The organism is Curtobacterium sp. MCLR17_059, from assembly GCF_003234665.1.
In the GTDB taxonomy this organism is placed as follows: domain Bacteria; phylum Actinomycetota; class Actinomycetes; order Actinomycetales; family Microbacteriaceae; genus Curtobacterium; species Curtobacterium flaccumfaciens.
In genome coordinates this window covers 138,193-159,855 of the sequence record NZ_QKSU01000006.1, presented here as the reverse complement: position 1 = coordinate 159,855, position 21,663 = coordinate 138,193, and the positions used below count along the sequence as shown (strand labels likewise).

21 protein-coding genes are annotated in these 21,663 nt (G+C 71.0%); 12 read left to right on the top strand and 9 right to left on the bottom strand.

Annotated features, from left to right (window positions below):
* Positions 1-6 precede the first annotated feature (6 nt).
* From DEJ12_RS10380 to DEJ12_RS10360, 5 genes are all read left to right on the top strand, one after another.
* On the top strand, positions 7-963 hold the full coding sequence (locus DEJ12_RS10380; RefSeq protein ID WP_110865283.1) for a carbohydrate ABC transporter permease: 957 nt from the start codon (positions 7-9) through the stop codon (positions 961-963).
* A complete protein-coding gene (locus DEJ12_RS10375) occupies positions 963-1,877 on the top strand; it encodes a carbohydrate ABC transporter permease (RefSeq protein WP_071405176.1) in 915 nt (304 codons plus the stop codon). The genes DEJ12_RS10380 and DEJ12_RS10375 overlap by 1 nt, the downstream gene beginning before the upstream one ends.
* A 32-nt stretch (positions 1,878-1,909) precedes the next feature.
* Positions 1,910-3,568, top strand: a complete 1,659-nt coding sequence (locus DEJ12_RS10370; protein ID WP_111029941.1) for a glycoside hydrolase family 13 protein — start codon at positions 1,910-1,912, stop codon at positions 3,566-3,568.
* 241 nt (positions 3,569-3,809) lie between these two features.
* The gene (locus DEJ12_RS10365; RefSeq protein WP_111029940.1) at positions 3,810-4,745 is read left to right on the top strand and encodes an ABC transporter ATP-binding protein; all 936 of its coding nucleotides are present in this window, start codon (positions 3,810-3,812) and stop codon (positions 4,743-4,745) included.
* A complete protein-coding gene (locus tag DEJ12_RS10360) occupies positions 4,742-5,962 on the top strand; it encodes an ABC transporter permease (RefSeq protein WP_111029939.1) in 1,221 nt (406 codons plus the stop codon). Before DEJ12_RS10365 ends, DEJ12_RS10360 begins: the two co-directional genes overlap by 4 nt.
* A gap of 10 nt (positions 5,963-5,972) precedes the next feature.
* On the opposite strand, the gene DEJ12_RS10355 is transcribed toward DEJ12_RS10360, so the two are convergent.
* From DEJ12_RS10355 to pnuC, 4 genes are all read right to left on the bottom strand, one after another.
* On the bottom strand, positions 5,973-6,281 hold the full coding sequence (locus DEJ12_RS10355) for a transcriptional regulator (protein ID WP_111022077.1): 309 nt from the start codon (positions 6,279-6,281) through the stop codon (positions 5,973-5,975).
* Positions 6,278-6,712 carry a chemotaxis protein CheY gene (locus DEJ12_RS10350; RefSeq protein ID WP_111029938.1) on the bottom strand — a complete coding sequence of 145 codons (435 nt, stop codon included), beginning with the start codon at positions 6,710-6,712 and terminating at the stop codon, positions 6,278-6,280. The genes DEJ12_RS10355 and DEJ12_RS10350 overlap by 4 nt, the downstream gene beginning before the upstream one ends.
* A gap of 84 nt (positions 6,713-6,796) precedes the next feature.
* Complete coding sequence (locus DEJ12_RS10345; protein WP_071404264.1) at positions 6,797-7,429, bottom strand: hypothetical protein; 633 nt, start codon at positions 7,427-7,429, stop codon at positions 6,797-6,799.
* Between the two features lie 90 nt (positions 7,430-7,519).
* Entirely contained in the window at positions 7,520-8,185 is a 666-nt protein-coding gene (gene pnuC / locus DEJ12_RS10340; protein WP_111029937.1) for a nicotinamide riboside transporter PnuC, read from the bottom strand.
* 393 nt (positions 8,186-8,578) lie between these two features.
* Here pnuC and DEJ12_RS10335 point away from each other — a divergent pair, with 393 nt between their 5' ends.
* The 7 genes from DEJ12_RS10335 to DEJ12_RS10305 all read left to right on the top strand — a co-directional run bounded on the left by DEJ12_RS10335 (position 8,579) and on the right by DEJ12_RS10305 (position 14,896).
* On the top strand, positions 8,579-9,133 hold the full coding sequence (locus DEJ12_RS10335; RefSeq protein ID WP_111029936.1) for an alternate-type signal peptide domain-containing protein: 555 nt from the start codon (positions 8,579-8,581) through the stop codon (positions 9,131-9,133).
* Between the two features lie 45 nt (positions 9,134-9,178).
* Entirely contained in the window at positions 9,179-9,757 is a 579-nt protein-coding gene (locus DEJ12_RS10330; RefSeq protein WP_111029935.1) for a TasA family protein, read from the top strand.
* Positions 9,754-10,650 (top strand): hypothetical protein, encoded by an 897-nt coding sequence (locus DEJ12_RS10325; RefSeq protein WP_110865287.1) that lies wholly within the window; start codon positions 9,754-9,756, stop codon positions 10,648-10,650. Before DEJ12_RS10330 ends, DEJ12_RS10325 begins: the two co-directional genes overlap by 4 nt.
* Positions 10,647-11,435: a signal peptidase I gene (locus DEJ12_RS10320; protein WP_258370607.1), complete on the top strand. Its 789-nt coding sequence runs from the start codon at positions 10,647-10,649 to the stop codon at positions 11,433-11,435. The genes DEJ12_RS10325 and DEJ12_RS10320 overlap by 4 nt, the downstream gene beginning before the upstream one ends.
* Entirely contained in the window at positions 11,401-11,832 is a 432-nt protein-coding gene (locus DEJ12_RS18025) for a hypothetical protein (RefSeq protein WP_111029933.1), read from the top strand. The genes DEJ12_RS10320 and DEJ12_RS18025 overlap by 35 nt, the downstream gene beginning before the upstream one ends.
* A gap of 577 nt (positions 11,833-12,409) precedes the next feature.
* Positions 12,410-13,729 (top strand): GNAT family N-acetyltransferase, encoded by a 1,320-nt coding sequence (locus DEJ12_RS10310; RefSeq protein ID WP_111029932.1) that lies wholly within the window; start codon positions 12,410-12,412, stop codon positions 13,727-13,729.
* Positions 13,730-13,906: 177 nt separating this feature from the next.
* Positions 13,907-14,896, top strand: coding sequence for a squalene cyclase (locus tag DEJ12_RS10305; protein WP_111029931.1), 990 nt, complete (start codon positions 13,907-13,909; stop codon positions 14,894-14,896).
* A 154-nt stretch (positions 14,897-15,050) separates the two neighbouring features.
* Here the strand turns inward: DEJ12_RS10305 and DEJ12_RS10300 are convergent, their stop codons facing one another.
* The 5 genes from DEJ12_RS10300 to DEJ12_RS10280 all read right to left on the bottom strand — a co-directional run bounded on the left by DEJ12_RS10300 (position 15,051) and on the right by DEJ12_RS10280 (position 21,566).
* Positions 15,051-16,055 carry an ABC transporter permease gene (locus tag DEJ12_RS10300; RefSeq protein WP_111029930.1) on the bottom strand — a complete coding sequence of 335 codons (1,005 nt, stop codon included), beginning with the start codon at positions 16,053-16,055 and terminating at the stop codon, positions 15,051-15,053.
* Complete coding sequence (locus tag DEJ12_RS10295) at positions 16,052-16,987, bottom strand: ABC transporter permease (protein WP_017888404.1); 936 nt, start codon at positions 16,985-16,987, stop codon at positions 16,052-16,054. The genes DEJ12_RS10300 and DEJ12_RS10295 overlap by 4 nt, the downstream gene beginning before the upstream one ends.
* On the bottom strand, positions 16,984-18,744 hold the full coding sequence (locus DEJ12_RS10290; RefSeq protein WP_111029929.1) for an ABC transporter ATP-binding protein: 1,761 nt from the start codon (positions 18,742-18,744) through the stop codon (positions 16,984-16,986). The genes DEJ12_RS10295 and DEJ12_RS10290 overlap by 4 nt, the downstream gene beginning before the upstream one ends.
* On the bottom strand, positions 18,741-20,408 hold the full coding sequence (locus DEJ12_RS10285) for an ABC transporter substrate-binding protein (RefSeq protein ID WP_110865217.1): 1,668 nt from the start codon (positions 20,406-20,408) through the stop codon (positions 18,741-18,743). Before DEJ12_RS10285 ends, DEJ12_RS10290 begins: the two co-directional genes overlap by 4 nt.
* Positions 20,409-20,612: 204 nt before the next feature.
* Positions 20,613-21,566: a cation-transporting ATPase gene (locus DEJ12_RS10280; protein ID WP_111029928.1), complete on the bottom strand. Its 954-nt coding sequence runs from the start codon at positions 21,564-21,566 to the stop codon at positions 20,613-20,615.
* Between the last annotated feature and the right edge of the window lie 97 nt (positions 21,567-21,663).

Sequence of the window (21,663 nt, the reverse complement as noted above, 5' to 3'; positions counted from 1 at the left end):
GTCCGAATGGCAACCACGACCACCGAATCCATCACGACGGCGGACCGCCGCCGCCGTGGCGGGGCCGCACCGGGCCTCCAGGCCGGACGACGGGACGGACGACGCAAGCCCCGCGTCGACCCGCTCTTCCTGGCGTTCCTGCTGCCCACCCTGGTGCTCTTCACGCTCGCCATCACGCTGCCGGCCGTGATGGGCATCGTGCTGAGCTTCACGAACTCCGTCGGCTTCGGCGAGTTCCGGTTCACCGGGCTCACCAACTACATCGCGGTGTTCTCCGACCCCGCGATCCTGCAGGCGTACCTGTTCACGCTCGGGTTCTCGCTCGTCACCGTGATCGTCGTGAACGCGATCGCGTTCCTGCTCGCCATCGCGCTGACGTCGAAGATCCGCGGCAAGATCGCGCTGCGTGCGGTGTTCGTGCTGCCGATGGTGATCTCGGGCATCGTCATCGCCTACGTGTTCTCGTTCCTGTTCGCGAACAGCCTGCCGGCCTTCGCCACCGCGATCGGGTTCGGGCCGCTCGAGCAGAGCATCCTGGCGAACCCCGACCTGGCCTGGCTGGCGATCGTGGTCGTCACCGCATGGCAGGCGATCCCGTCGACGCTCCTCATCTACATCGCCGGCGTCCTCTCGATCCCCGGCGAGGTGTACGAGGCGGCAGCCCTCGACGGTGCCAGCGCCTGGCGGCAGCTCGTCTCGATCACCGCGCCGCTGACGGCGGGCTACATCCTGATCAACCTGGTCATCGGGTTCAAGAACTTCCTGAACTCGTACGACATCATCGTCGGCCTGACCGACGGCGGCCCCGGCACCTCGACCACCAGTGTCGCGATGTCGATCTTCAAGGGCTTCAACGGCGGCGACTACGCCTACCAGATGGCGAACGCCACGATCTTCTTCGTCATCGCCGTCGTCATCGCCGTGATCCAGCTGCGGGCGACCCGCGGGAAGGCAGCGCTCTGATGTCCCTGCAAGCACCCCTGCGACCGGGGACCACCGCGACCGGCAGCATCCGTTCCGTCGACGCCGACCGGTCCTCCGGCTCGGGCAAGGCCGGCCGCGGTCGTTCCAATTGGCCCGTCACCGTCGTCCTCGTGCTGTGCGCGCTGTCGGTGCTCGTGCCGCTGTACGTCACCCTGACGATGGCGTTCAAGACCACCGGCCAGGCCGTCGACGGCAACGCGTTCTCGCTACCGGCACCGTTCAGTGTCGACGGCTTCGTGCAGGCGTGGCAGCTGACCGACTTCCCACGGGCGTTCGGGGTCTCGGTGTTCGTCGCCGCGATCACCGTCGTCGGCACGATCCTGCTCGCCTCGTTCACGGCCTACGCGATCGCCCGGAACTGGGACCGCCGGCTGTTCCGCTGGTCGTTCTTCTACCTGCTCGCGGCGATGTTCCTGCCGTTCCCGGTGCTCGCACTGTCGCAGGTGAAGCTCACCGGACTCGCGCACCTGGACAACCCGCTCGGCGTCGCGATCCTGCACGTCATGTTCCAGCTGTCCTTCAGCGTGCTGCTCTTCACCGCCTTCCTGCGGTCGATCCCGGCGGAACTGGAGGAGAGTGCACGCATCGACGGTGCGAGCACGGGGCAGGTGTTCTGGCGACTCGTGTTCCCGCTGCTGGCACCGATGAGCGCCACCGTCGGCATCTTCGCGTTCCTCGCGTCCTGGAACGACTTCGTGATGCCGTCGCTGATCACCTCCGACCCGGCGCTGCAGACCCTGCCGGTGCTGCAGCAGATGTTCCAGACGCAGTTCAGCAACAACTACAACGTGTCGTTCGCCTCGTACCTGATGGCGATGGCCCCGGCGATCATCGTCTACCTCGTCACCCAGCGGTGGGTGATGGCCGGCGTGACGCAGGGTGCCATCAAGTGACCGACACACACCCCTCGAACGAAAGGCCCGACGTGACCGACACCCTCACCCAGCCCGCCGCCACCTCGCACGACGAGACCTGGTGGCGCCAGGCCAGCGTCTACCAGATCTACCCCCGCTCGTTCGCCGACGCGAACGGCGACGGCATCGGCGACCTGCCCGGCATCACCGACCGGGTGCCGTACCTGGCCTCACTCGGCATCGAGGCCGTCTGGCTCAGCCCCTTCTACCCGTCCGCCCTGGCCGACGGCGGCTACGACGTCGACGACTACCGGGGCGTCGACCCGCGCCTCGGCACCCTCGACGACTTCGACCGGATGGTCGAGGCACTGCACGCCGCCGGCATCCGGGTGATCGTCGACGTCGTCCCGAACCACACGAGCGACCGGCACGAGTGGTTCCGTGAGGCACTCGCAGCGCCCAAGGGCTCCCCAGCCCGCGACCGCTACGTGTTCCGCGACGGCACGGGGCCGTCCGGCGAGAACGCCCCCGCCGACTGGATCTCGATCTTCGGTGGCCCGGCCTGGACCGCCGTCGGCGACGGTCAGTGGTACCTGCACAGCTTCGCGAAGGAGCAGCCCGACCTGAACTGGGCGAACCGCGAGGTCCGCGACGACTTCCTGCGCACCCTGCGCTTCTGGTCCGACCGCGGGGTCGACGGGTTCCGCATCGACGTGGCCCACGGCCTGGCGAAGGACCTGGGCGAGACCCTGCCCACCTGGGCCGAGCTCGCCGAGATGCCGAAGGACGGCACGCACCCGCTCTGGGACCGCGACGACGTGCACGAGATCTACGCCGAGTGGCGGACGGTCTTCAACGAGTACACGCCGGCCCGCACCGCGGTCGCCGAGGCCTGGGTCCCCGCCCACCGCCGCGCCCGCTACGCCAGCGCCGAGGGGCTCGGTCAGGCGTTCAACTTCGACCTGCTCGAGGCCGACTTCGACGCCGGCCAGTTCCGCACGATCATCGAGTTCAACCTCGGGCTCGCCGAGCAGTCCGGCTCGTCGACCACGTGGGTGTTCTCGAACCACGACGTCGTCCGGCACGCCACCCGCTACGCCCTGCCGCCCCGCGCCGGTGGCACCGACAAGCAGGGCAGCGCCTGGCTGCTCGCCGGTGGTTCGCAGGACGCGCTCGACCGGTCGCTCGGCCTCCGTCGCGCACAGGCCGCGACGCTGCTCGAGCTCGCCCTGCCCGGCTCTGCCTACCTGTACCAGGGCGAGGAGCTCGGCCTGCACGAGGTCGGCGACATCCCGGACGCCGACCGCCAGGACCCGGCGTTCTTCCGCAACCCGGGCGTCGACGTCGGTCGTGACGGCTGCCGCGTGCCGATCCCGTGGACGCGCACCGGCTCGTCGTTCGGCTTCGGTCCGGACGGCTCGCACCTGCCGCAGCCGGCGTGGTTCGCCGACTCCAGCGTCGAGGCCGAGGACGCCGACCCCGACTCCACCCTGAACCTGTACCGGAAGGCGCTCGGTCTGCGTGGCCAGCTGCAGTCCGAGGAACAGCTCGAGTGGATCGAGACCGGCCGCGACGACGTGCTCGCGTTCCGTCGGCCGAACGGCTGGACGAGCGTGACGGTCTTCGGCGACGAGCCCTTCGCGCTGCCGGCCGGCGAGCTGCTGCTCGCCTCGGCCCCCGTGGTCGACGGCGCCCTGTCGGGCGTGGGGACGGCCTGGTTGCGTTCCTGACGCGACCCGCGCCCTGGGCGCGACCGGACGACGGACGGGAGGCGCGGTGCCAGCTGGCACCGCGCCTCCCGTCCGTCGTCTCCCGCGTCTGCCCGCGGAACCCGGCGCACCCGGCGTGCCCGGCGGAAGCGGGCGTACCTGCCGGAAACGGGCGTACCGGGTCGAGAGTTCCGACCAGGTACGCCCGTTCTCGCATCCCATCGCGGCCGTTCTGGGAAGGAAGTCCCGGTAGGGTCGCCGCATGAGCGGGGCGAGCATCAGCGTGCAGGACTTCGTGATGCGGTTCGGGGACCGCAACGTGGTCGACGGGCTGTCGTTCGACGTCGCCCCCGGGGAGACGTTCGGGCTGCTCGGCAGCAACGGCTCCGGCAAGACCACGACGATCCGGGCCCTGCTCGGCATCACCACCCCGACGGCGGGCACGCTGACGATCGACGGCCGTCCCTACCGACCGGCCACCGGCGGCATCGGCTACCTGCCCGAGGAGCGCGGGCTGTACCGCAAGGAGTCCGTCATCGACGTGATGACCTACTTCGGGCGCCTGCGCGGACTCCGCGGTGCCGAGGCGACCGCGTGGAGCATGGACTACCTGGCCCGGGTGGGGCTCGCCGACCGCGCGAAGCTGCGCGTCGACAAGCTGTCCGGCGGGCAGCAGCAGAAGGTGCAGCTCGGCATCACGATCATGGACCAGCCGCGGCTGCTCATCCTCGACGAACCGACCAAGGGGCTCGACCCCGTGAACCGGCGGCTCCTGCTCGACCTGGTCGACGAACGGAAGGCCGACGGGGCGACCGTGGTCCTCGTGACGCACCACATGGACGAGGTCGAGCGGCTCTGCGACCGCATCCTGCTGCTCAAGGACGGGCGGGCCGCCGCGTACGGATCCGTGCCCGACGTGCAGGACGCCTTCGGCGGCGCCGTCGCCCGCGTCGGGCTCGACGGCCCCGTACCGAAGTCACCGCTGTACCGGCTCGCCCGTCACGAGGGGCACGTCGCGTACCTGGTCCCGACCCAGGCCGCCGCTCCGGACGGTGCGGACGTCCTGGCAAAACTGGTCGCGGCCGGGGTGCACGTCACCGCGTTCGAGATGCGCCGGATCCCGCTCGACGAGATCTTCGTGCAGGTCTACGGGCACGATGCCCTGGCTGCGGCGTCGACCGACGGGGCAGCGGCATGAGCAACCTCGGCACGGTCGTCCGGTTCGAGTTCGTCCGCGCGGTCAAGAAGCCCGCGTTCTGGATCGGCACCCTCGCGCTGCCGGTCGTCATCGTGGTCGTCTCGCTGCTCGTGGGCATCGGGCAGGCAGCCGGCACCAACTCCGTGGTGTCCGGGTCGTCGGCCACGAAAACCCCGTTCCACTACGTCGACGAGTCCGGCCTGGTGTCGGAGTCGGTGGCCGCGAAGTGGGGCGGGACCCCCTCCACCGACGCCGCAGCCGACCGCGCCGCCGTCCGGTCCGGTGACCTCGATGCCTTCATCGCGTTCCCGTCGTCGCCGTCCACGACGGCCATCCGGGTCGACGCCGCCGACCGCGGACTCTTCGCGAACGGGGTCTACTCGTCGCTGGCCGAGCGGGTGCTCGAGCAGAGCGTCGCCGCCTCGGTCGACGACCCCGAGACCGTGCAGCTGCTCCGCAGTCCGCCCGCCACCGACGTCACCACCTACGCGGACGGCCGGGTTGCCCCGGGCTGGCTGTCCGTCGTGCCGCCGTTCCTGTTCGTCGCCGCGTTCTTCGGGCTCGTCATCCTGCTCGCTGCCCGGATGGTCACCGTCGTGGTCGAGGAGAAGGAGAACCGGATCTCCGAGATGATCCTGACCACGGTGACCGCGGGCGACCTGATCCGCGGCAAGGTCATCGCGATGCTGCTCGTCGGCTTCGTGCAGGTCAGCGTGTTCGTCGTGCCCGGCCTGGTCGGGCTGCTCGTCGCGTTGCCGCTGGTGTCGTCGCAGCTCGGTGGGCTGACGGTCGACCCGTGGCGGATGGTGACCGGGGCGCTGCTGCTCGTCGGCGGGGTGCTGCTGGCGTCCGGGCTGTTCGTCGCCGTCGGGGCTGCCGTCCCGTCGATCAAGGACGCCTCGGCCCTGCAGTCGGCAGCGATCTTCGCGCTGATCATCCCCCTGTACGCGGCGTTCTTCGTGATGACGACGCCGACGTCGCCCGTCGCGCAGTTCTTCACGTACTTCCCGACCTTCACCCCGATCACCGCGATGGTGCGGAACGCCGTCGGGGCCTTGACCGTGACAGAGTCGGTGGTCTGCATCGTCGAGGTGTTCGTCGTCGCCGGGCTGCTGCTGTGGTTCGCGGAGTACCTGTTCCGGCACTCGGTCGCGCAGTACGGGTCGAAGGTGACGGTGCGGCAGATGCTGTCGTGGCGGCGGGGGCGGCGGGGCTGATCCCCACCGATCAGCCGGCGGCGATGCGGCGGAGCGCGTCCAGGTGGGCGGCCCAGACGGCCCGACCCGACGCCGTCAGGGTGATCGACGTGCGGGGTGTCTTGCCCACGAACCCCTTCCCCACCGACACGTAGCCGGCCGCCTCGAGCGCGGAGACCTGCTTGCTCAGCACCGAGTCGCTGACCTCGACCGCGTCCCGCACCTCGCGGAACCCCAGGGTGCCGGCACGGGTCAGGGCGGCGATCACCGAGAAGCGCACGGGGTGCTGCAGCAGGTCGTCGAGCTCGTGCCGCGGGTGCACCCGGTCGGTGGTGCTCACGAGCGGGCCTCGCGCGCCGCGCACACCAGGGCGACCAGCAGTACCAGCCCCGAGGTGATGCCCGACCAGAGCACCGAGCCGTGCACCCACCCGACCACGGCGATCGCCGCCAGGTAGGTGACCGCCCAGCTGGCGATGTAGACGGTCCAGCGGCGGCTCCGGGCGAAGGCCGAGCGGCCGCGGATGCTCACCATGAAGAACACCACCAGGGCGAACAGGGCCACGAGGGTGCCGACGTAGACGGCGGCGAACGCGTCCCCGGTCGTGAGCCCCATGCCGAGCGTGCCGAGCGACGTCGCGACGCCGAGCGCGGTGATGAACGTGACGTACGGCCAGCGGACGGCGTCGTGCGCACGTCGGCCGATCCGGTCCGCCTGGTCGAGCAGTCGGGCCGCCTCGGCGGGTCCGGGTCGTGCGGTGGTGTCCTCCATAGTGTCCCCTCTCGTTGACACCAGTGTTGCAAGGACTTTCCAGTTTGGCAAGCACTTTCCAAGCCGGAGAGCTTGCCGTTGCGCTCAGACGCGGACGGGTGCCTCGTCGAGGTCCCACGACGGGACGGCGTGCCGCTTCCATCCCTGGCGCAGGGTGTTCGCCGCGCGGTCGAACTCGACCAGGACGTCGATGTGCGGGCGGACCAGCATCTGGATCTGCAGCCCCTCGTAGACCGAGAGCAGCTGGGTCGCAGCCTGGTACGCGGGGATGCCGGCCTCTTCCGAGCCCTTGTCGAAGTCGCGCTGCAGCCCGACGGTCAGCTGCTCGGCGTACTCCTCGAACCGCTTGCGGAACAGTTCGGCGAACCCGGACTCCGAGCTGGCCACGGTGATCAGCCCCGCGAGCACCCGGACGAGCCCGGGGTCGGCGACGTCCTCGGCCAGGGTCAGGCGGACGTGCTCGATCGTGCACGTCGGCGGGTTCTTCCGCCGGGTCCCCCGCAGCTGCGCCCACCGGTCGTAGGTGACCAGGAGCAGGGCGTGCCAGGTCGGGAACAGCCGCTCGACGGTCTCGAGCGGGATACCGGCCACCTCGGCGACGACAGCCGCGTCGACGGTGTCGAACGGGTGCAGCCGGTAGGCACGGATGGCCGCGCGCACCGTGCGCTCTGCGAGGGACTCGTCGTCCTCGACGCGTTCGCCGTGCAGGGGTTCCATCCGACCATTGCAGCGCATTCCGGGCCGTTTGTCTCGTCCCAGAGCGGGGGCCGTGCTCCGGGCCGCGTCAGCGCGTCGTGATCACAGCGGTCAGCCGACGGTGACGGGCGCCGCCGGAGGCCGGACCCGCTGGCGCATCCACACGAAGAACCCGGTCAGGGTGAAGACGCCGTAGAAGACGTACATCAACCCGGAGGCGTAGTACCCGGCGGAGAACAGCAGCGGCACGCCGACCAGGTCGACCGCCACCCAGATGAGCCAGAACTCGACCCACCCCTTCGCCATGCCGTAGGTGGCGAGCAGCGATCCGACGAAGATCCACGCGTCGCTCCACACCGGCTCGTACGACCCGAGCGCGCGGAAGACGGGGGTCAGCAGGGCGGTGCCGCCGACCATGCCGACGACGAGCAGCAGACGGGTCTGCGAGGAGGCCCAGCGCGGCTCGATCACGGTCGTCGCGTCCTCGGGGCGGTGCGTCCACCGGTACCAGCCGTAGATGCTCACGATGATGAACATGACCTGGCGGCCAGCCTGCCCGAGCAGGTTGACGGGGTTCGGGGTGTCGAAGAGCGCACCCATGAAGACGGTGAAGAGCAGGGCGTTGCCGACCAGTCCGACCGGCCAGGCCCAGACCTTCCGGCGCATGCCACCGAGGGCACTGAGCAGCCCGAAGACGTTGCCGATCACCTCGCGCCAGAGCACCGTCTGGTCGCCGATGACGATCTGCGCGTCGAACAACCAGCGCACGATGTCCATGGGCCCTCCTCGTTTCCGGACGGTGCAACGACGCCGTGCGTACCGGCATTCCTTCTGTGATCGCTCTGCGGACACGAAGCGCACACCCAGAAACCGGGGTACAAACCATGTCCTCCCTAGCGGGGACAAAAATGACCCCTGTTCTGGGGTCCGGGTGAACGCTCGTTCTCGCTTGTCGGCACTTTGGGGGACAGGTAACGTCGACGCCAGATCGAGTCCAGCCCGCCCGAGCAGCAGCACATGCGCTCCGAGGCCCGGCGACCGTTCTCGGCACCGGTCAGCCGCGACCCCCTCCAACCACTGGGTCGATGACAACCTCCCCACCGGACACGACGCCCGAATGTCCCCGGTGGGCTTCAGCGTGCCCCGAGCACGCAGGAACGGAACCACCCCATGCACAAGATCGTCACCGGTGCCATCGCCGGCGCAGCAGGCGTCGCACTCCTCCTCGGCGGTGCGGGCACGTTCGCCCTCTGGAACGCCAGCGCCTCGAGCGCCGCGTCCGCCGTGAGCGCCGGCACCCTGACGCTGAGCGCCAACAACGACGGCGCGTGGACGGACATCACGAACGGTCGTTCCACCGCGATCGACCCGACGAAGGCCCTGATTGTCCCGGGCAACACGTTCCAGTTCACGCAGACGCTGAACATCGGCGCGACCGGCCAGGACCTCAAGGCGAACCTGACCTACGCCAACCAGAGCATCACCGGTGACGCCGCGCTGCTCGCCGCCACGACGAAGACGCTGGCCGTCACGTCGACGAGCGCCTCGGTCGTGCAGTCCTCGTCGAACACGAACACCTTCGTGGTCTCGCCGTCCTCGTCCACGTCGACCGTCAAGGTCGTCTTCACGGTGACGCTCCCCTCGTCGGCGACCACCGGTCAGGGCGGCTCGATCAACCTCAGCGCGCTGGCCTTCACGCTGACCCAGACCGCGATCGGTTCCTGATCCCCCGATCGCACCCCACCGACCACGACGACCAGGAGCACGCACATGACCGCCACACCGCGGACGACGGGACGCCACCGCGCAGCCCGACGGTACCGCTGGGTGTGGCCGGTCGCGATCGCCCTGGTCGTCGCGGTCGGAACAGCACTCCTCGGCGCCGGCGGCACGTACGCACTCTGGAACGGGACCGCCAGCACGGCCAGCACCACGGTGCGCTCCGCCACGGCGACCGTCACCGTCGGCAGCACCACGGCGATGAACACCGCGGTCCTCGGGCCGGGCACGAGCACCACGGGCACCTTCACGGTGCGGAACACCGGGTCGATCCCCCTGTCGATGCGCGTCACGACGACGGCCTCGAATTCCTCCGTCGCGGCGGCGACCGGTGAACTGACGCTCCACCTCGCGATGGTGTCCTCGGCCGCGAAGTGCGTGCCCGGGCTCACCGGTACGAGCGGTCGGGTCGCCACCTTCGACACCGGTACCGGGGCATTCACCCTGCCGGCCGGCGTCAGCGGGATCGCGTGCCTCGAGATGGCCCTCGACGCCGACGCCCCGCAGACCGTCGCCGGCGCCACCACCGACTTCACCCTCACCGTCACCGGAACGCAGGTCTCCGCATGAACCGCCGCCTCCGGCTCCTCGTCGCCGTGCTCCTCACCGCCGTGTTCGTCGGTGGCACCTCGAGCGCCGCGTGGGCACTGTGGAGCGCGTCGGGCACCACCGCGGCGAGCACCACGGTCGGCACGGTCGCGGCGTCCATCAGCGGCACGAGCGCCCTCACTACGGCGTTCTCGTCGAGCGTCACCTCGACGACGAAGCCGATCACGTTGACCGACTCGGGCACCCTCGCCGGCACCGCCACCACCACGGTCTCCGTCGTGTCCGGCAGCTCGACCGCGCTCGCCAAGGCCGTCACCGTCGTCGCCTGGCCGGTCGCCTCGACCGCGGGCTGCACCACGAGCACGGCCGTCGGCACCGGGTCCGTCACCGGCACCTGGGCGTCCCTGCCGAGCATGAGCGCGAAGCTGGCCGCCGGCGCCTCCGCCGTCTGGTGCACCCGCAGCACCCTGCAGTCATCGGCCCCGGCCGGCTCGACCGCCAAGGTGAACGTCAACCTCACCGTCACGAGCGGCACCTGGACCTCGGGCGTCGTCGCCGGCGGCTTCACCCTGACCACCCCGGCGGCGACCGTCGACACCACTCCCTCGCTGGTCTGCACCGACCACGGCGGTTGGTACGTCGAGATCCGGTGGGACGCCGCGAACCGGCCGATGGACACCTGGTACGGCGCGTTCGTCGGCTCGACCCCGGTCGGGCAGAAGGCGCAGGACTACTCCGCGTTCATCACGATCGCCCCGCCGGACGTCCCCGCGAGCGCCGGCACCGCTGGCACGCTGACCGTCACCGTCAAGGTGCTCGACAGCGCCGGCAACCCCACGAGCACCGTCGCGGGCACCGGCAAGGTCACGCTCTTCACGCAGGACAACGGGGCGGCGATCCGATGCGGCGCATGAGCACCCCCACCCCGCGCTCCGGCTGGCGCGCCGTCGTCCACGCCGTCGTGCTCGGTCTCAGTACCGGACTCCTGCTGCTCGTCGCGGCCCTGGCGGTCGTGCTGATCGTCGTGCCGAAGGCCACGGGCGCGATGCCGCTCACCGTCCTGACGCAGTCGATGGAGCCGACCCTGCCCCCGGGGACGCTGCTCGTGGTCCGTCCGACCCCGATCGACGACATCCGGGTCGGCGACGTCGTGACCTACCAGATCGTGTCCGGCCAGCCCGCGGTCGTCAGCCACCGCGTGGTCTCGGTGTCGTCGTCGTCGGACGGTGAGCGGACCTTCGTGCTCAAGGGCGACAACAACGCCGAGGCCGACCCGGCACCGGTCACCGCCGTGCAGATCCGTGGCGTGGTCTGGTACTCCGTGCCGGAGATCGGCATCGTCAACCAGGTCGTCAACGGGTCGCGGAGCTGGCTCATCCCCGCGGTCGCCGGCGTGCTCCTGACGTACGGGGCGGTGATGATGACCGCGGGCTTCGTGAGCGCCGCACGTCGTCGCCGCGCTGGCACGAGCCGCGCCGGCACCAGCCACGGACGCCGCAGCGCAGCGCACCACGTCGAGCGGACCACCACCGAGAACACGACCACCACCCGGTCTAGGCTCGGTGGACGTGACGGACGGAGTGCAGCGGGCGCGGGAGCTCCTCGACGCAGCGGCACGACGGCTCCGCGACGCGGACGTCCCGGACGAAGCACTCGGCGAGTACGTGCAGCCGAAGGCGGTCCTCGGGATCCGTCGTGACCCGACGATGCGACCCCTCGGCCGGGTGTGGCGGGTCGGAGCACTCCTGATCGGGTCGTCCCCCGAGACCGCCGGCCGTGTCTGGGCCACCGGGTCGATCACCCGCGTCACCGAACCCGGTCGGTCGCAGTACCAGTCGGTCTCCGCCGAGGTCCGCCGCGCCTACCGAGCCGCCGCCGCGAAGGGGCACTTCGGCGCCGGTGACACGGTGAACCACGGAGCCGTCCCGATCCCCGTCGACGACTCCCTCGTCGGCGCCGAGGGCGTACTCGTCGTCATCGACGACGTGCCGTCGGTTCGGTGGTCCCCGACCGCCGGCGCCGCAGTCCCCCTCGCCGACTACCTGGACGACCGCGTCGGGCTGCTCGTCGATCCCCCTCGGGGCGCGACCGACTGAGGCGGCCAGCGGCCACGGAATCGCACGGTGCGGGGTTCGTCGTGCGGTGCCGGGTCACCCGACCCGTGCGAACTTGCCCGCCCCGTGCCCCGCCACGATCCCGCACCCAGCCACCTCCGCCGCCCCGACCCACGAACCCCGCACCGTGCGGCTCCGGGTGAGCCCCAAGGACGCGACCACGGAGCCGCACCGTGCCGGGTTCGTCATTCGTGCCGGTTCCTCGAGCATGCGCACGGTGCAGCGGCGGCGACTCCGTGCGCGTTCCCGCTCCCGGTGCGAGCTCGTGCCCAGAGCCGCACGACCGCACCGTGCCGGATCTCCCGACCCGTGCGAACTTGCCCGCCCCGTGCCCCGCCACGACCCCGCACCGAGCCACCTCCACCGCCCCGACCCACGAACTCAGCACCGTGCGGCCCGCCCTGCATCCCGCACCGAGCGTCCGCGGCACCCGAACCCGGCACCCGAACCGGCCACCCGCACCCCGCAGCCCGTCCGCCGGACGCGTTCCGGGCCTCCAGTCCGACCGGACCGACCACGCGCCTGTCGCGACGTCACCCGGTCCCGATAGTGTCGGAACGTGAGCAACGAGGCATTCGACGACCGCTACGAGCTGCGCGAGTTCGCGCCCGGGACGGACGACAAGGGGGCACCGAACGCCGAGACGGCAGCGTGGATGCAGGCCGTCGGGATGGGCTTCCACGAAGCCGACCCCGACGCCGAGGGCGCAGCCCGCATGGCGTCGCACTTCATCGCCGACGAGGAGACGTTCCTCGGGGTCTACGTGCGCGAGCCGTTCCCGGGGTCCGTCGACGAGACGTGGCCGGCCGGCACCTTCACGTGGTTCCGCAAGGCGCTGAGCTGGGGCGACGGGTCCTCCGTCGACACGCAGGCGATCTCCGCGGTCACCGTCCGCCCGACCGAGCGTCGCCGCGGCATCCTGCGCCGGATGATGACGCACGCGCTCGAGCGCGGGGTCGCCGAGGGCTACGCCGTCGCGTCGCTGACGGCGTCCGAGGGCACCATCTACCGCCGCTTCGGCTTCGGCTGCGCCATCCGCGAGCGTGCCGTGCACGTCCGCCGCGAGCGCGCGCTCCCCCTGCTCGCCCCGACCTCCGGCACGGTGTCGGTCGTCACGCCGCAGTGGCTGGCCGACGGCCCGGGCAAGGCGGTCTTCGACCGGTTCCACGTCCGCACCCCCGGCTCGATGGTCCGCAACACCGGAACCTGGCCGATCGCGTTCGGCCTGCTCGGCCACGACGGGCAGAAGGCGAAGGACGTCCGCGCGGCGGTGCACCGTCCCGACGGCTCCGACGAGATCGACGGCTACGTGACCTGGCGCGTCAAGGAGGACCGCGGCTCCGACACCGCGCTCGAGATCGTCGACCTGGTCTACGCGGACGACCAGGCCTACACCGCCCTGTGGGAGTTCCTGCTCTCGGTCGACCTCAACGACGTCGTGAAGTACAACCGCTCCCGCCTCGACGACCCCATCGTCGCGGCGCTCGGCGACAACCGTGCGTACGACGTCGACCACGAAGAGGACCACGTCTGGCTGCGCGTGCTCGACGTGCCCGCGGTGCTGGCCTCGCGGCCGTTCGCCGTCGACGGGTCGCTGACACTCGGGGTCACCGACGCGCTCGGCTTCACCACCGGTACGTACCGCCTCGACGTCCAGGAGGCCCGTGGCACCGTCACGCGCATCACCGACGACGTCGACGTGGCCGGGTCTGACGTCCAGCTCGACGTCGCGGAGCTCGGTGCGCTGCTGATCGGCTCGGTATCCCCCGTCACGTTGGCAGCCGCGGGGCTCGTCCGCGCTGCGGACCCAGCGTCGGTGGAGCTGTTCCGCGCGATGCTGCTGCCGCCGCGGACGCCGCACGGCATCACGTACTTCTGATGGACGTCGCCCGGGTGGTGGGGCGCGCGGTCTGTTGGTCGGTGCGAGGTCGGTCGGTACGAGGTCGGTCACACGGTGCGAGGTTGTTCCGCCGCACGGGGTGAACAACCTCGCACCGGGCGCCTCCCCTCGCGCGATCGCCGCCCCGGGCGCGCAGCAGCGAGTAGTCTCCCCGCCATGACGGACGACACGGTGGTCGACTGGCTCGTCGCCTCCGACCCGGCACTGCGCTGGCAGGTCGAGCGGGACCTCGTCGACGCCCCCGCCGCGACGTGGCAGGCCACCCGTGCCCGGGTCGCGACCGAGGGGTTCGGCGCAGCGCTCCTCGCTCACCAGGACCCGGACGGACAGTGGGCTGGCGGCTCGTACTTCCCCGCCGACTTCGACCCCGACGGTCCCGAGGCCCAGGCCGCCGGACAGCCCTACACGGCGACGACCTGGTCGCTCAACACGCTGCGCGACTGGGGGCTCGACGCCGCTGTGCTCGGGGACACCGCCGTGCGCCTCGCCGAGAACAGTCGGTGGGACTACGACGACCTGCCGTACTGGGGCGGCGAAGTGGACTGCTGCATCAACGCCTTCACGCTCGCCAACGGCACCTGGCTCGGTGCTGACGTGGATGACATCGCCGAGTGGATCCTCGAGCACCAGCTCGCCGACGGTGGCTGGAACTGCGAGTGGGTCGAAGGGTCCACCGTGTCGTCGTTCCACTCGACCCTCAACGTGCTCGACGGGCTGCTGCAGCACGAGCAGCTGTCCGAGGGATCGCACCCGCGCGCCACGGAGCTCCGCGCCGCCCGACACCGCGGAGCCGAGTACCTGCTCGAACGGCGGCTGCTGTACCGGAAGTCCGACGGCGAGCTCGTCGGCTCCTGGGTGCACCGTTTCGCGTACCCGTCGCGATGGATCTACACCGCGCTTCGGGCGACCGATCACCTGCGGGCGGCCGGGTTGCAGGACGGGACCCCGCCGGACCCACGTGCTGCCGAGGCGATCGAGCTCGTCCGGGCGGCTCGCAACGCCGACGGCACCTGGACCCAAGGTGAACGTGCACCAGGGCGGCAGTGGTTCGAGGTCGACGTCCCGGCGGGCGAACGCTCGAAGTGGCTCACCCTGATGGGGACGCGGGTCCTGCGGTGGTGGGACGGCGCGGCAACGGCCGGCTGACCTCGCACGGTGCGAGGGGCGGGCGCTCTAGTGCGAGGTTCCCGATTCCGTGGCAGGCGGATGCGCTCGCACGGAGTACGGAACCTCGCACCACAACAGCGGCGGGGGCACCTGACCTCGCACGGTGCGAGGCTCGGCACGAGCGGGGGCGCCCCTACGCCCGGCGCCGCACCCGCGGGTCGACGAACGCGTAGACCACGTCGACGATCACGTTCGCCGTGACGATGAGCAGCGCCGAGAACAGCGTGAAGCCGACGACCACCTGCAGGTCGAGCGTGTGCACCGCGTCGATGAGCAGCGCGCCGAGGCCCTGCATCGAGAACACCTTCTCGGTGATGACCGCACCACCGAGCAGCGACCCGAGGTCGAGCCCGAACAGCGTCACCACGGGCAGGATGGCGGTCCGGAGCCCGTGCCGCACGACGACCTGTCGCTCCCGCAGCCCCTTGGCCCGGGCGGTCCGGACGAAGTCCTGCGACATCGACTCGAGCATCTCGCCACGGGTCAACCGGGCGTAGATCGCCGCGCTGATGAAGGCCAGCACACACCACGGCAGGATCAGGTGCGTGAACCAGCCGACCGGGTCGTCGCCGAAGGCCACGTACCCGCTCGTCGGCAGGACCCCCAGCACGAAGCCGAACAGCAGGATGCCGAGCAGCCCGACCAGGTACGCCGGAGACGAGACACCGGCGACCGCGACCGTCATCACGGCCCGGTCGACGAAGGTGCCGCGGCGCAGCGCCGAGACGGTGCCGCCGAACACCCCGGCGACGAGCCACAGCACGGCGGCGCCCACGGCGATCGAGGCCGTGACGGGCAGACGCGCCAGGATCAGCTCGGTGACGCTCTCGTGCAGCTGGAACGAGTACCCGAAGCACGGCGCCGCGCACTCGATGACGCTGTTGCCGCTGCCGAAGGTCCGGCCGGTGAAGATACCGGCCAGGTAGGCGCCGAACTGCGCGAGCCAAGGCTTGTCAGTGCCGAGGAACGCCTGGACCTCTCGCAGCCGGTCCGGCGTGCAGGGCTTGTCGCAGATCGCCCGGGCCGGGTTGGTCGGCAGGAGCATGAAGAGCGCGTACGTGATGGCCGCGACGACGAGCAGCACGACGGCGGCCCCGAGCACGCGGATCGCCAGGAAGCGCAGGGTGGCGGCGTTCACGCGGTGCCCCCTCGCGGGTCGAGGGCGTCGCGCAGGGCGTCACCGAGCACGTTGAAGGCGAGGGTGATGAGGAACAGTGCGGCTCCGGGGAACACGAGGTACATGGGATCGGTCTGCACCCAGCCGATGGCGTCGCCGATGCTGCGACCCCACGACGGCGTCGGCGGGTTGACGCCGACGGCCAGGAACGAGAGCGCGGCCTCGGCACCGATCATCGACGGGATCGAGATGGTGGCGTAGACGGTGATCGTCGCGGCGAGGTTCGGCAACAGCTGCGTGCGGATGACGTGCCACCGGCCGGCACCCATCGCGGTGGAGGCCACGACGTAGTTCCGGCTGACGAGCGACAGCGTCTGTCCCCGCACGACACGGGCCACGGCCGGCCAGCCGAAGAACCCGATGACGAGCACGACGAGCACGGGCTTCGGGAACGACGACGGCACGATCGCGGTGAGGGCGATCATGAACACGAGCGACGGGAACCCGAAGATCACGTCGACGACCCGCGAGAGCACCCGGTCGTACCAGCCACCGAAGAACCCGGTCGTGACGCCGACGAGCACGCCGATGACGATCGAGACCAGGGTCGCGGCGAGTCCGATGCCGAGCGAGGTCCGCGCACCGTACGTGACGATCGAGAACAGGTCGCGCCCGGTCAGGGGCTCGACACCGAACCAGTGCTCGCCGCTGATGCCGCCACCCGGACCGCGCGGCGCACCGAACGAGTTGAGCGCGTCGATGTCGTACGAGTACGGGTCCTGCCCGGACGCCTTCGCGATGAGCGGGGCCGCCACGGCGACCACCAGGAACACCGCGATGACGACGGCCGAGGCCACCGCCCAGCGGTCCTGCCGGACGCGTCGCACCACGGCCCGGAAGCCGGTGGTCCGGCCGGACGGTGCGACCGGTCGGTCGACGACGTTGGCCGTCACGAGGCCACTCCTTCCCACGCGCGCCACGCCTCGCGGCGAGCGGCCTGTCGCACGGGATCGGCGACGGGCGCTGCGGCGAGGAGCATGCGCGTGTAGTCCTGTTGCGGGTCGTCGAGCACGGCGTCGGTGCTCCCCCGCTCGACGATCCGGCCGTCGCGCAGCACGATCACCTGGTCGGCGAGCTGGCGGACGACCGCGAGGTCGTGGCTGATGAGCAGCATGCCGAAGCCGAACTCCCGCTGCAGCCCGGCGAGCAGGTCGAGCACGGCGGCCTGCACCGTCACGTCGAGTGCCGAGGTCGGTTCGTCGGCGATGACGAGTGCCGGCCGCAGTGCGAGCGCACGCGCGACGGCGACGCGCTGCCGCTGGCCGCCCGACAGCTGGTGCGGGAACCGCTCGGCCCACGTCGGGTCGAGCTGCACGGCGGTCAGCAGTTCACGGACCCGCTCGGCCCGGCCGGCGGCGGAGTCGGTGCCGTGCACGAGCAGCGGTTCCGCGATGCTCCAGCCGATGGTCTGCCGCGGGTTGAGCGACGACGCCGGGTCTTGGAACACGATGCCGACCCGACTGCGCAGGTCGCGCAGTCGTCGTCCGCGAGCGGTGCGCAGGTCGCTGCCGTCCACCTCGACCGAGCCGGCGACGACGGGCACCAGGCCCGCGAGCGCGCGCCCGATCGTGGACTTGCCGGAACCGGATTCGCCCACCAGGCCGACGGTCTCGCCGGCGTGCAGGTCGAGGTCGATGCCGGACACGGTCGGTCCGCCTCGGCGCGAGTACCGCACGGCGACGTCGCGCAGGCGCGCCACGAGCGGCCGGGAGGCGTGACTCGCGTCCGCCTCGTCGGTCACCGCAGCGGTCTTCGCGCTGGGCGACACCTCACGCGCGCCCGAAGCCGTGAGCTGTCGCTGGGCGCGTGAGCCGGGATCGCCGGCCCGGGCGTCCGGGTCCGCAGCCGGCGTTGCGGACGCGGGGCGCGCCTCCAGGCTGGGGACGGCCGCGAGGAGCTCGCGCGTGTAGTCGGCGGTCGGGTGGGCGAAGACCTCGGCGACGGTCCCGTGCTCGACCGGGTCCCCGCGCCGCAGCACCAGCAGGTCGTCGGCGACGTCCGCGACCACGCCCATGTCGTGGGTGATGAGCAGCACGGCGAGGGAGCGCTCGCGGCCGAGCCGCCGCAGCAGGTCGAGGATGCCGGCCTGCACGGTGACGTCGAGCGCGGTCGTGGGCTCGTCGGCGAAGAGTGCGACCGGGTCGCCGGCCAGGGCCATCGCGATCATCGCGCGCTGGAGCTGGCCGCCGGACAGTTCGTGCGGGTAGGCCTTCCGGATGCGCTCCGGGTCGGCGAGCCCGGCGTCACGGAGCAGTTCGTCGACGCGTGCCCGGACGCCGGCACGGTCGAGCCCGGTGGGGTGTGCCCGGACGGCCTCGGCGATCTGGGCGCCGATGGACAGAACCGGCGTGAACGAGTTCATCGGCTCCTGGAACACCACGCCGATGCCCGCACCCCGGACAGCGCGGACCGTCTCGACGGGGGCACCGATGAGTTCCTCGCCACGGAACCGGGCACTGCCCGACACCGAGGCCTGCGGCGGCAGGAGCCCGAGCACGCTCATGGCGCTGACGGACTTGCCCGAGCCGGACTCCCCCACCAGGGCGAGGACCCGGCCGGGCGTCAGGTCGAAGGAGACGTCACGGACGACGGGCTCCGCGTCGCCGAACGCGACGCGGACCCCCTCGACCTGCAGGATCGGTTCGGTCACTGCTTGAGCGAGACCTTGAGGTAATTCGGGTACGCGGGGAAGTCCGCGATCTGGAAGTTCTGCACGTTCGAACCGGCCAGGAAGGACTGCTTCGCGTAGATCAGCGGCACGACGGGGGCGTCGGCCATGATCTTCTGGTCCGCCTGGGCCCAGAGCTTCTGCGCGTCGTCCTGGTCGACCGTGGAGCTGGCCTTCGCGATGAGGGCGTCGACCTCGGGGTTGCTGTACTTCGAGACGTTGTAGCCGCCGCCACCGATCTGCGACGAGTCGTACAGGGGCTGCAGGTTGGCGTTCGCGCTCGGGAAGTCCGGCTGCCAGCTCGACAGCGACAAGTCGAAGTCGGTGCCGTTGGTGGTCGCCTGGGTGAAGGAGTCGTAGTCGAGCGGCTTGAGCGTCACGGCGATGCCGGCACGCTTCAGGCCGGACTGCAGCGCCTGCGCCTGGGCGAGGTAGGTGGGGTCGTTCTGGGTGACCAGGGTCAGCTTCAGGTTGCTGACGCCGGCCTCCTTGAGCAGCTCCTTCGCCTTGTCGACGTCGCCGGTGGCCTTCGTCTTGTACAGGTCGTAGTCCTGGCGCCCGGCGATGCCCGGGGTGATGAGCGTCGAGGCGTACGAGCCGGCGATCGCGCCGCCGGCGGCGATCCGGAAGGACTTGCGGTCGACCGCGTACTGCAGCGCCTGGCGGACCTTGAGGTCCTTGAGCTCGCCGCGCTGCGTGTTGATCGCCATGTAGCTGATCGGGCCGGCCTTCGAGGTGGCGAGGCGGTCCTGGGCGGCCGGGTTGCTGCGCACCTGGTTGAGCTCGGCGGCACCCAGGTAGATGGCGCCGAAGGAGTTCTTGGCGTCGCCGTTGTCCGCGATCAGCGTCTGCGTCGCCGTGGACTGGTCCTGGCTCTCCTTGAAGACGATCTTCGACGGGCCGGCGGTGCGGACCTCGTCGGTCTTCGCGCTCCAGTTCTTGTTGCGGACGAGCGTGACCTGCGAGCCCTGCGTGTTCGACTGCACCTGGTACGGACCGGATGCGACCGGCTTCAGGTCGTAGGCGCCGGTGTCCTTGCCGTCGCCCTCGGGCACCGGGGTGAACGCGGGCATCGACGCGAGCCACGGCCAGTCGCCGTACGCGTCGTTCAGCTTGAAGACGATGGTCTTGTCGTTCGGGGTCTCGATGCTGTCGAGCGACTTGCCGTCGAACGGGCCCTTGTAGGAGTCACCACCGACCAGGAGCGACTTGTGGTAGCTCAGGCCACCGCTGAGGGTCGGCGCGAACGAGCGCTCGATGCCCCACTTGATGTCCTTCGTGGTGATCGGCGTGCCGTCCTGGAACTCGACGCCGTCCTTCAGCGTGTAGGTCCAGGTCTTGCCGTCGTCGCTCGAGACCCCGGTGTTGGTCGCCAGGTCGGGGACGACCTTCGCCGTCTTGCCCGGCTCGACGTCCCACGTGGTGAGCCGTCGGGCGACGAGGCCCATCGACGTGATGCCGAGGCTCTGGCTGGTCGCGGGGTCGAGGTGGAACGAGGTCTGCGGCGTCAGGATGTTGAGCGTGCCGCCCTTGGCCGTGCCCTCGGCGCCGTCGTCGGACGAACCCCCACCCGAGCAGCCGGTCAGGACCAGGGCTGCTGCTGCGGCGACGGCCGCGGTGATCGTCAGGCGGTTGGGGCGTCTCATGACGGTGCTGCTCCTCGGGGAAGGGGGTCGCGATCGCGGTGGCGGTCGCTGCGACGGCGGAACGGTTCACCCGCCGGGCGGCGTCCATCCTGACACCGCGACGGTGGCCCGTCCGAATCTCGCGTGCGTCGGACGACGCACGACGAAACATTGCAAGCGCCGGACGCCGTCCCGCTATTCCCGATGCGTTCGCACCGCAGTGCGTCAGCGGTCGAAGAGCCCACCGAGGAAGTCGTTCCCGAGGTTCGACGCCTGCTCGCCGAGCCCGGACGCCTGCTCACCGAACCCCGCGGCCTGCTCACCGAACCCGCCGAGCAGCTGCTCGCCCTCGCCGAGGAGTCCCTCGACGCCACCGCCGAGGTCACCGAGCCCGAGGTCGCCCATGCCCGAGGCGATGCCCTCGAAGTCGACGCCGAGGTCGGCCGCCCCTGCCAGGACCGGACCGGCGGCAGCGCTCAGCACCGCTCCCCCGGCCACCGCGGCGGCGAGGCCACCGAAGGCCATCGCGCCGGCGCCGACCGCTGCACCACCGGCGAATGCCCCGCCGCGGCCGCGGCCGTTGCCGTTGCCGTTGCCGTTGCCGTTGCCCGAGCGGCCGGAACCGCCGAGGACCCGTCGGACCAGACCCGGACGCGACATCTCTCCGCGGGTCATCGCACGGGCCATGCCGCCCGCCGAGTCGTCGCGAAGGTGCTCGTGGGGCGGGAGCTCGGAGTTCAGGCGGTCGCGGACCTGCTGGCGCTGCGCGGGGGTGAGCCGCGCGAAGGCGTCGTGGTGGACCTGTTCGAGCTGCTCCGGCGACGAGGTGCGGAGCAGGTAGTCGTACTTCGCCAGGGCGACCTTGTCGGCGTCGGCCCCGTGCTGCGGCGTGCCGGCGTGCTGCTGCGGCTGCTGGCCGTACTGCTGTGGCTGCTGGCCGTACTGCTGCGGCTGGCCGTACTGCTGCGACGGCTGCTGGCCGGACTGCTGCTGCGGCTGCTGCTGCTGGTTCCGGTCGTCGCCGGTCAGCTTGTCCGCGGCGCTGCGCACGATGCCGCGCCAGTCGGTCCCGCCCTGCTGCGATCCGGCGCCGGGCGCGGTTCCCCCCTGCCCACGCTTCTGGAGCTGCTTGTCGATGACCTTGGAGGCCATGCCGATGATGCGGTTGAGGTTCGCCATGTCCCCACCTTTGCGTCCTCACATGTGGACGACCGGCACCGAGGCGGGGGTTCGCCAGGGCATCCGATGGGGATCCCCTGTGAGAGTCGATCTGCAT

Coding starts and splice junctions, on each gene's coding strand:
- DEJ12_RS10305 (WP_111029931.1), top strand. CDS start 13,907: ATGACGGACGACACGGTGGTCGACTGGCTCGTCGCCTCCGACCCGGCA.
- pnuC (WP_111029937.1), bottom strand. CDS start 8,185: ATGGACATCGTGCGCTGGTTGTTCGACGCGCAGATCGTCATCGGCGAC.
- DEJ12_RS10330 (WP_111029935.1), top strand. CDS start 9,179: ATGACCGCCACACCGCGGACGACGGGACGCCACCGCGCAGCCCGACGG.
- DEJ12_RS10335 (WP_111029936.1), top strand. CDS start 8,579: ATGCACAAGATCGTCACCGGTGCCATCGCCGGCGCAGCAGGCGTCGCA.
- DEJ12_RS10285 (WP_110865217.1), bottom strand. CDS start 20,408: ATGAGACGCCCCAACCGCCTGACGATCACCGCGGCCGTCGCCGCAGCA.
- DEJ12_RS10325 (WP_110865287.1), top strand. CDS start 9,754: ATGAACCGCCGCCTCCGGCTCCTCGTCGCCGTGCTCCTCACCGCCGTG.
- DEJ12_RS10320 (WP_258370607.1), top strand. CDS start 10,647: ATGAGCACCCCCACCCCGCGCTCCGGCTGGCGCGCCGTCGTCCACGCC.
- DEJ12_RS10360 (WP_111029939.1), top strand. CDS start 4,742: ATGAGCAACCTCGGCACGGTCGTCCGGTTCGAGTTCGTCCGCGCGGTC.
- DEJ12_RS10365 (WP_111029940.1), top strand. CDS start 3,810: ATGAGCGGGGCGAGCATCAGCGTGCAGGACTTCGTGATGCGGTTCGGG.
- DEJ12_RS10350 (WP_111029938.1), bottom strand. CDS start 6,712: ATGGAGGACACCACCGCACGACCCGGACCCGCCGAGGCGGCCCGACTG.
- DEJ12_RS10345 (WP_071404264.1), bottom strand. CDS start 7,429: ATGGAACCCCTGCACGGCGAACGCGTCGAGGACGACGAGTCCCTCGCA.
- DEJ12_RS10380 (WP_110865283.1), top strand. CDS start 7: ATGGCAACCACGACCACCGAATCCATCACGACGGCGGACCGCCGCCGC.
- DEJ12_RS10280 (WP_111029928.1), bottom strand. CDS start 21,566: ATGGCGAACCTCAACCGCATCATCGGCATGGCCTCCAAGGTCATCGAC.
- DEJ12_RS10375 (WP_071405176.1), top strand. CDS start 963: ATGTCCCTGCAAGCACCCCTGCGACCGGGGACCACCGCGACCGGCAGC.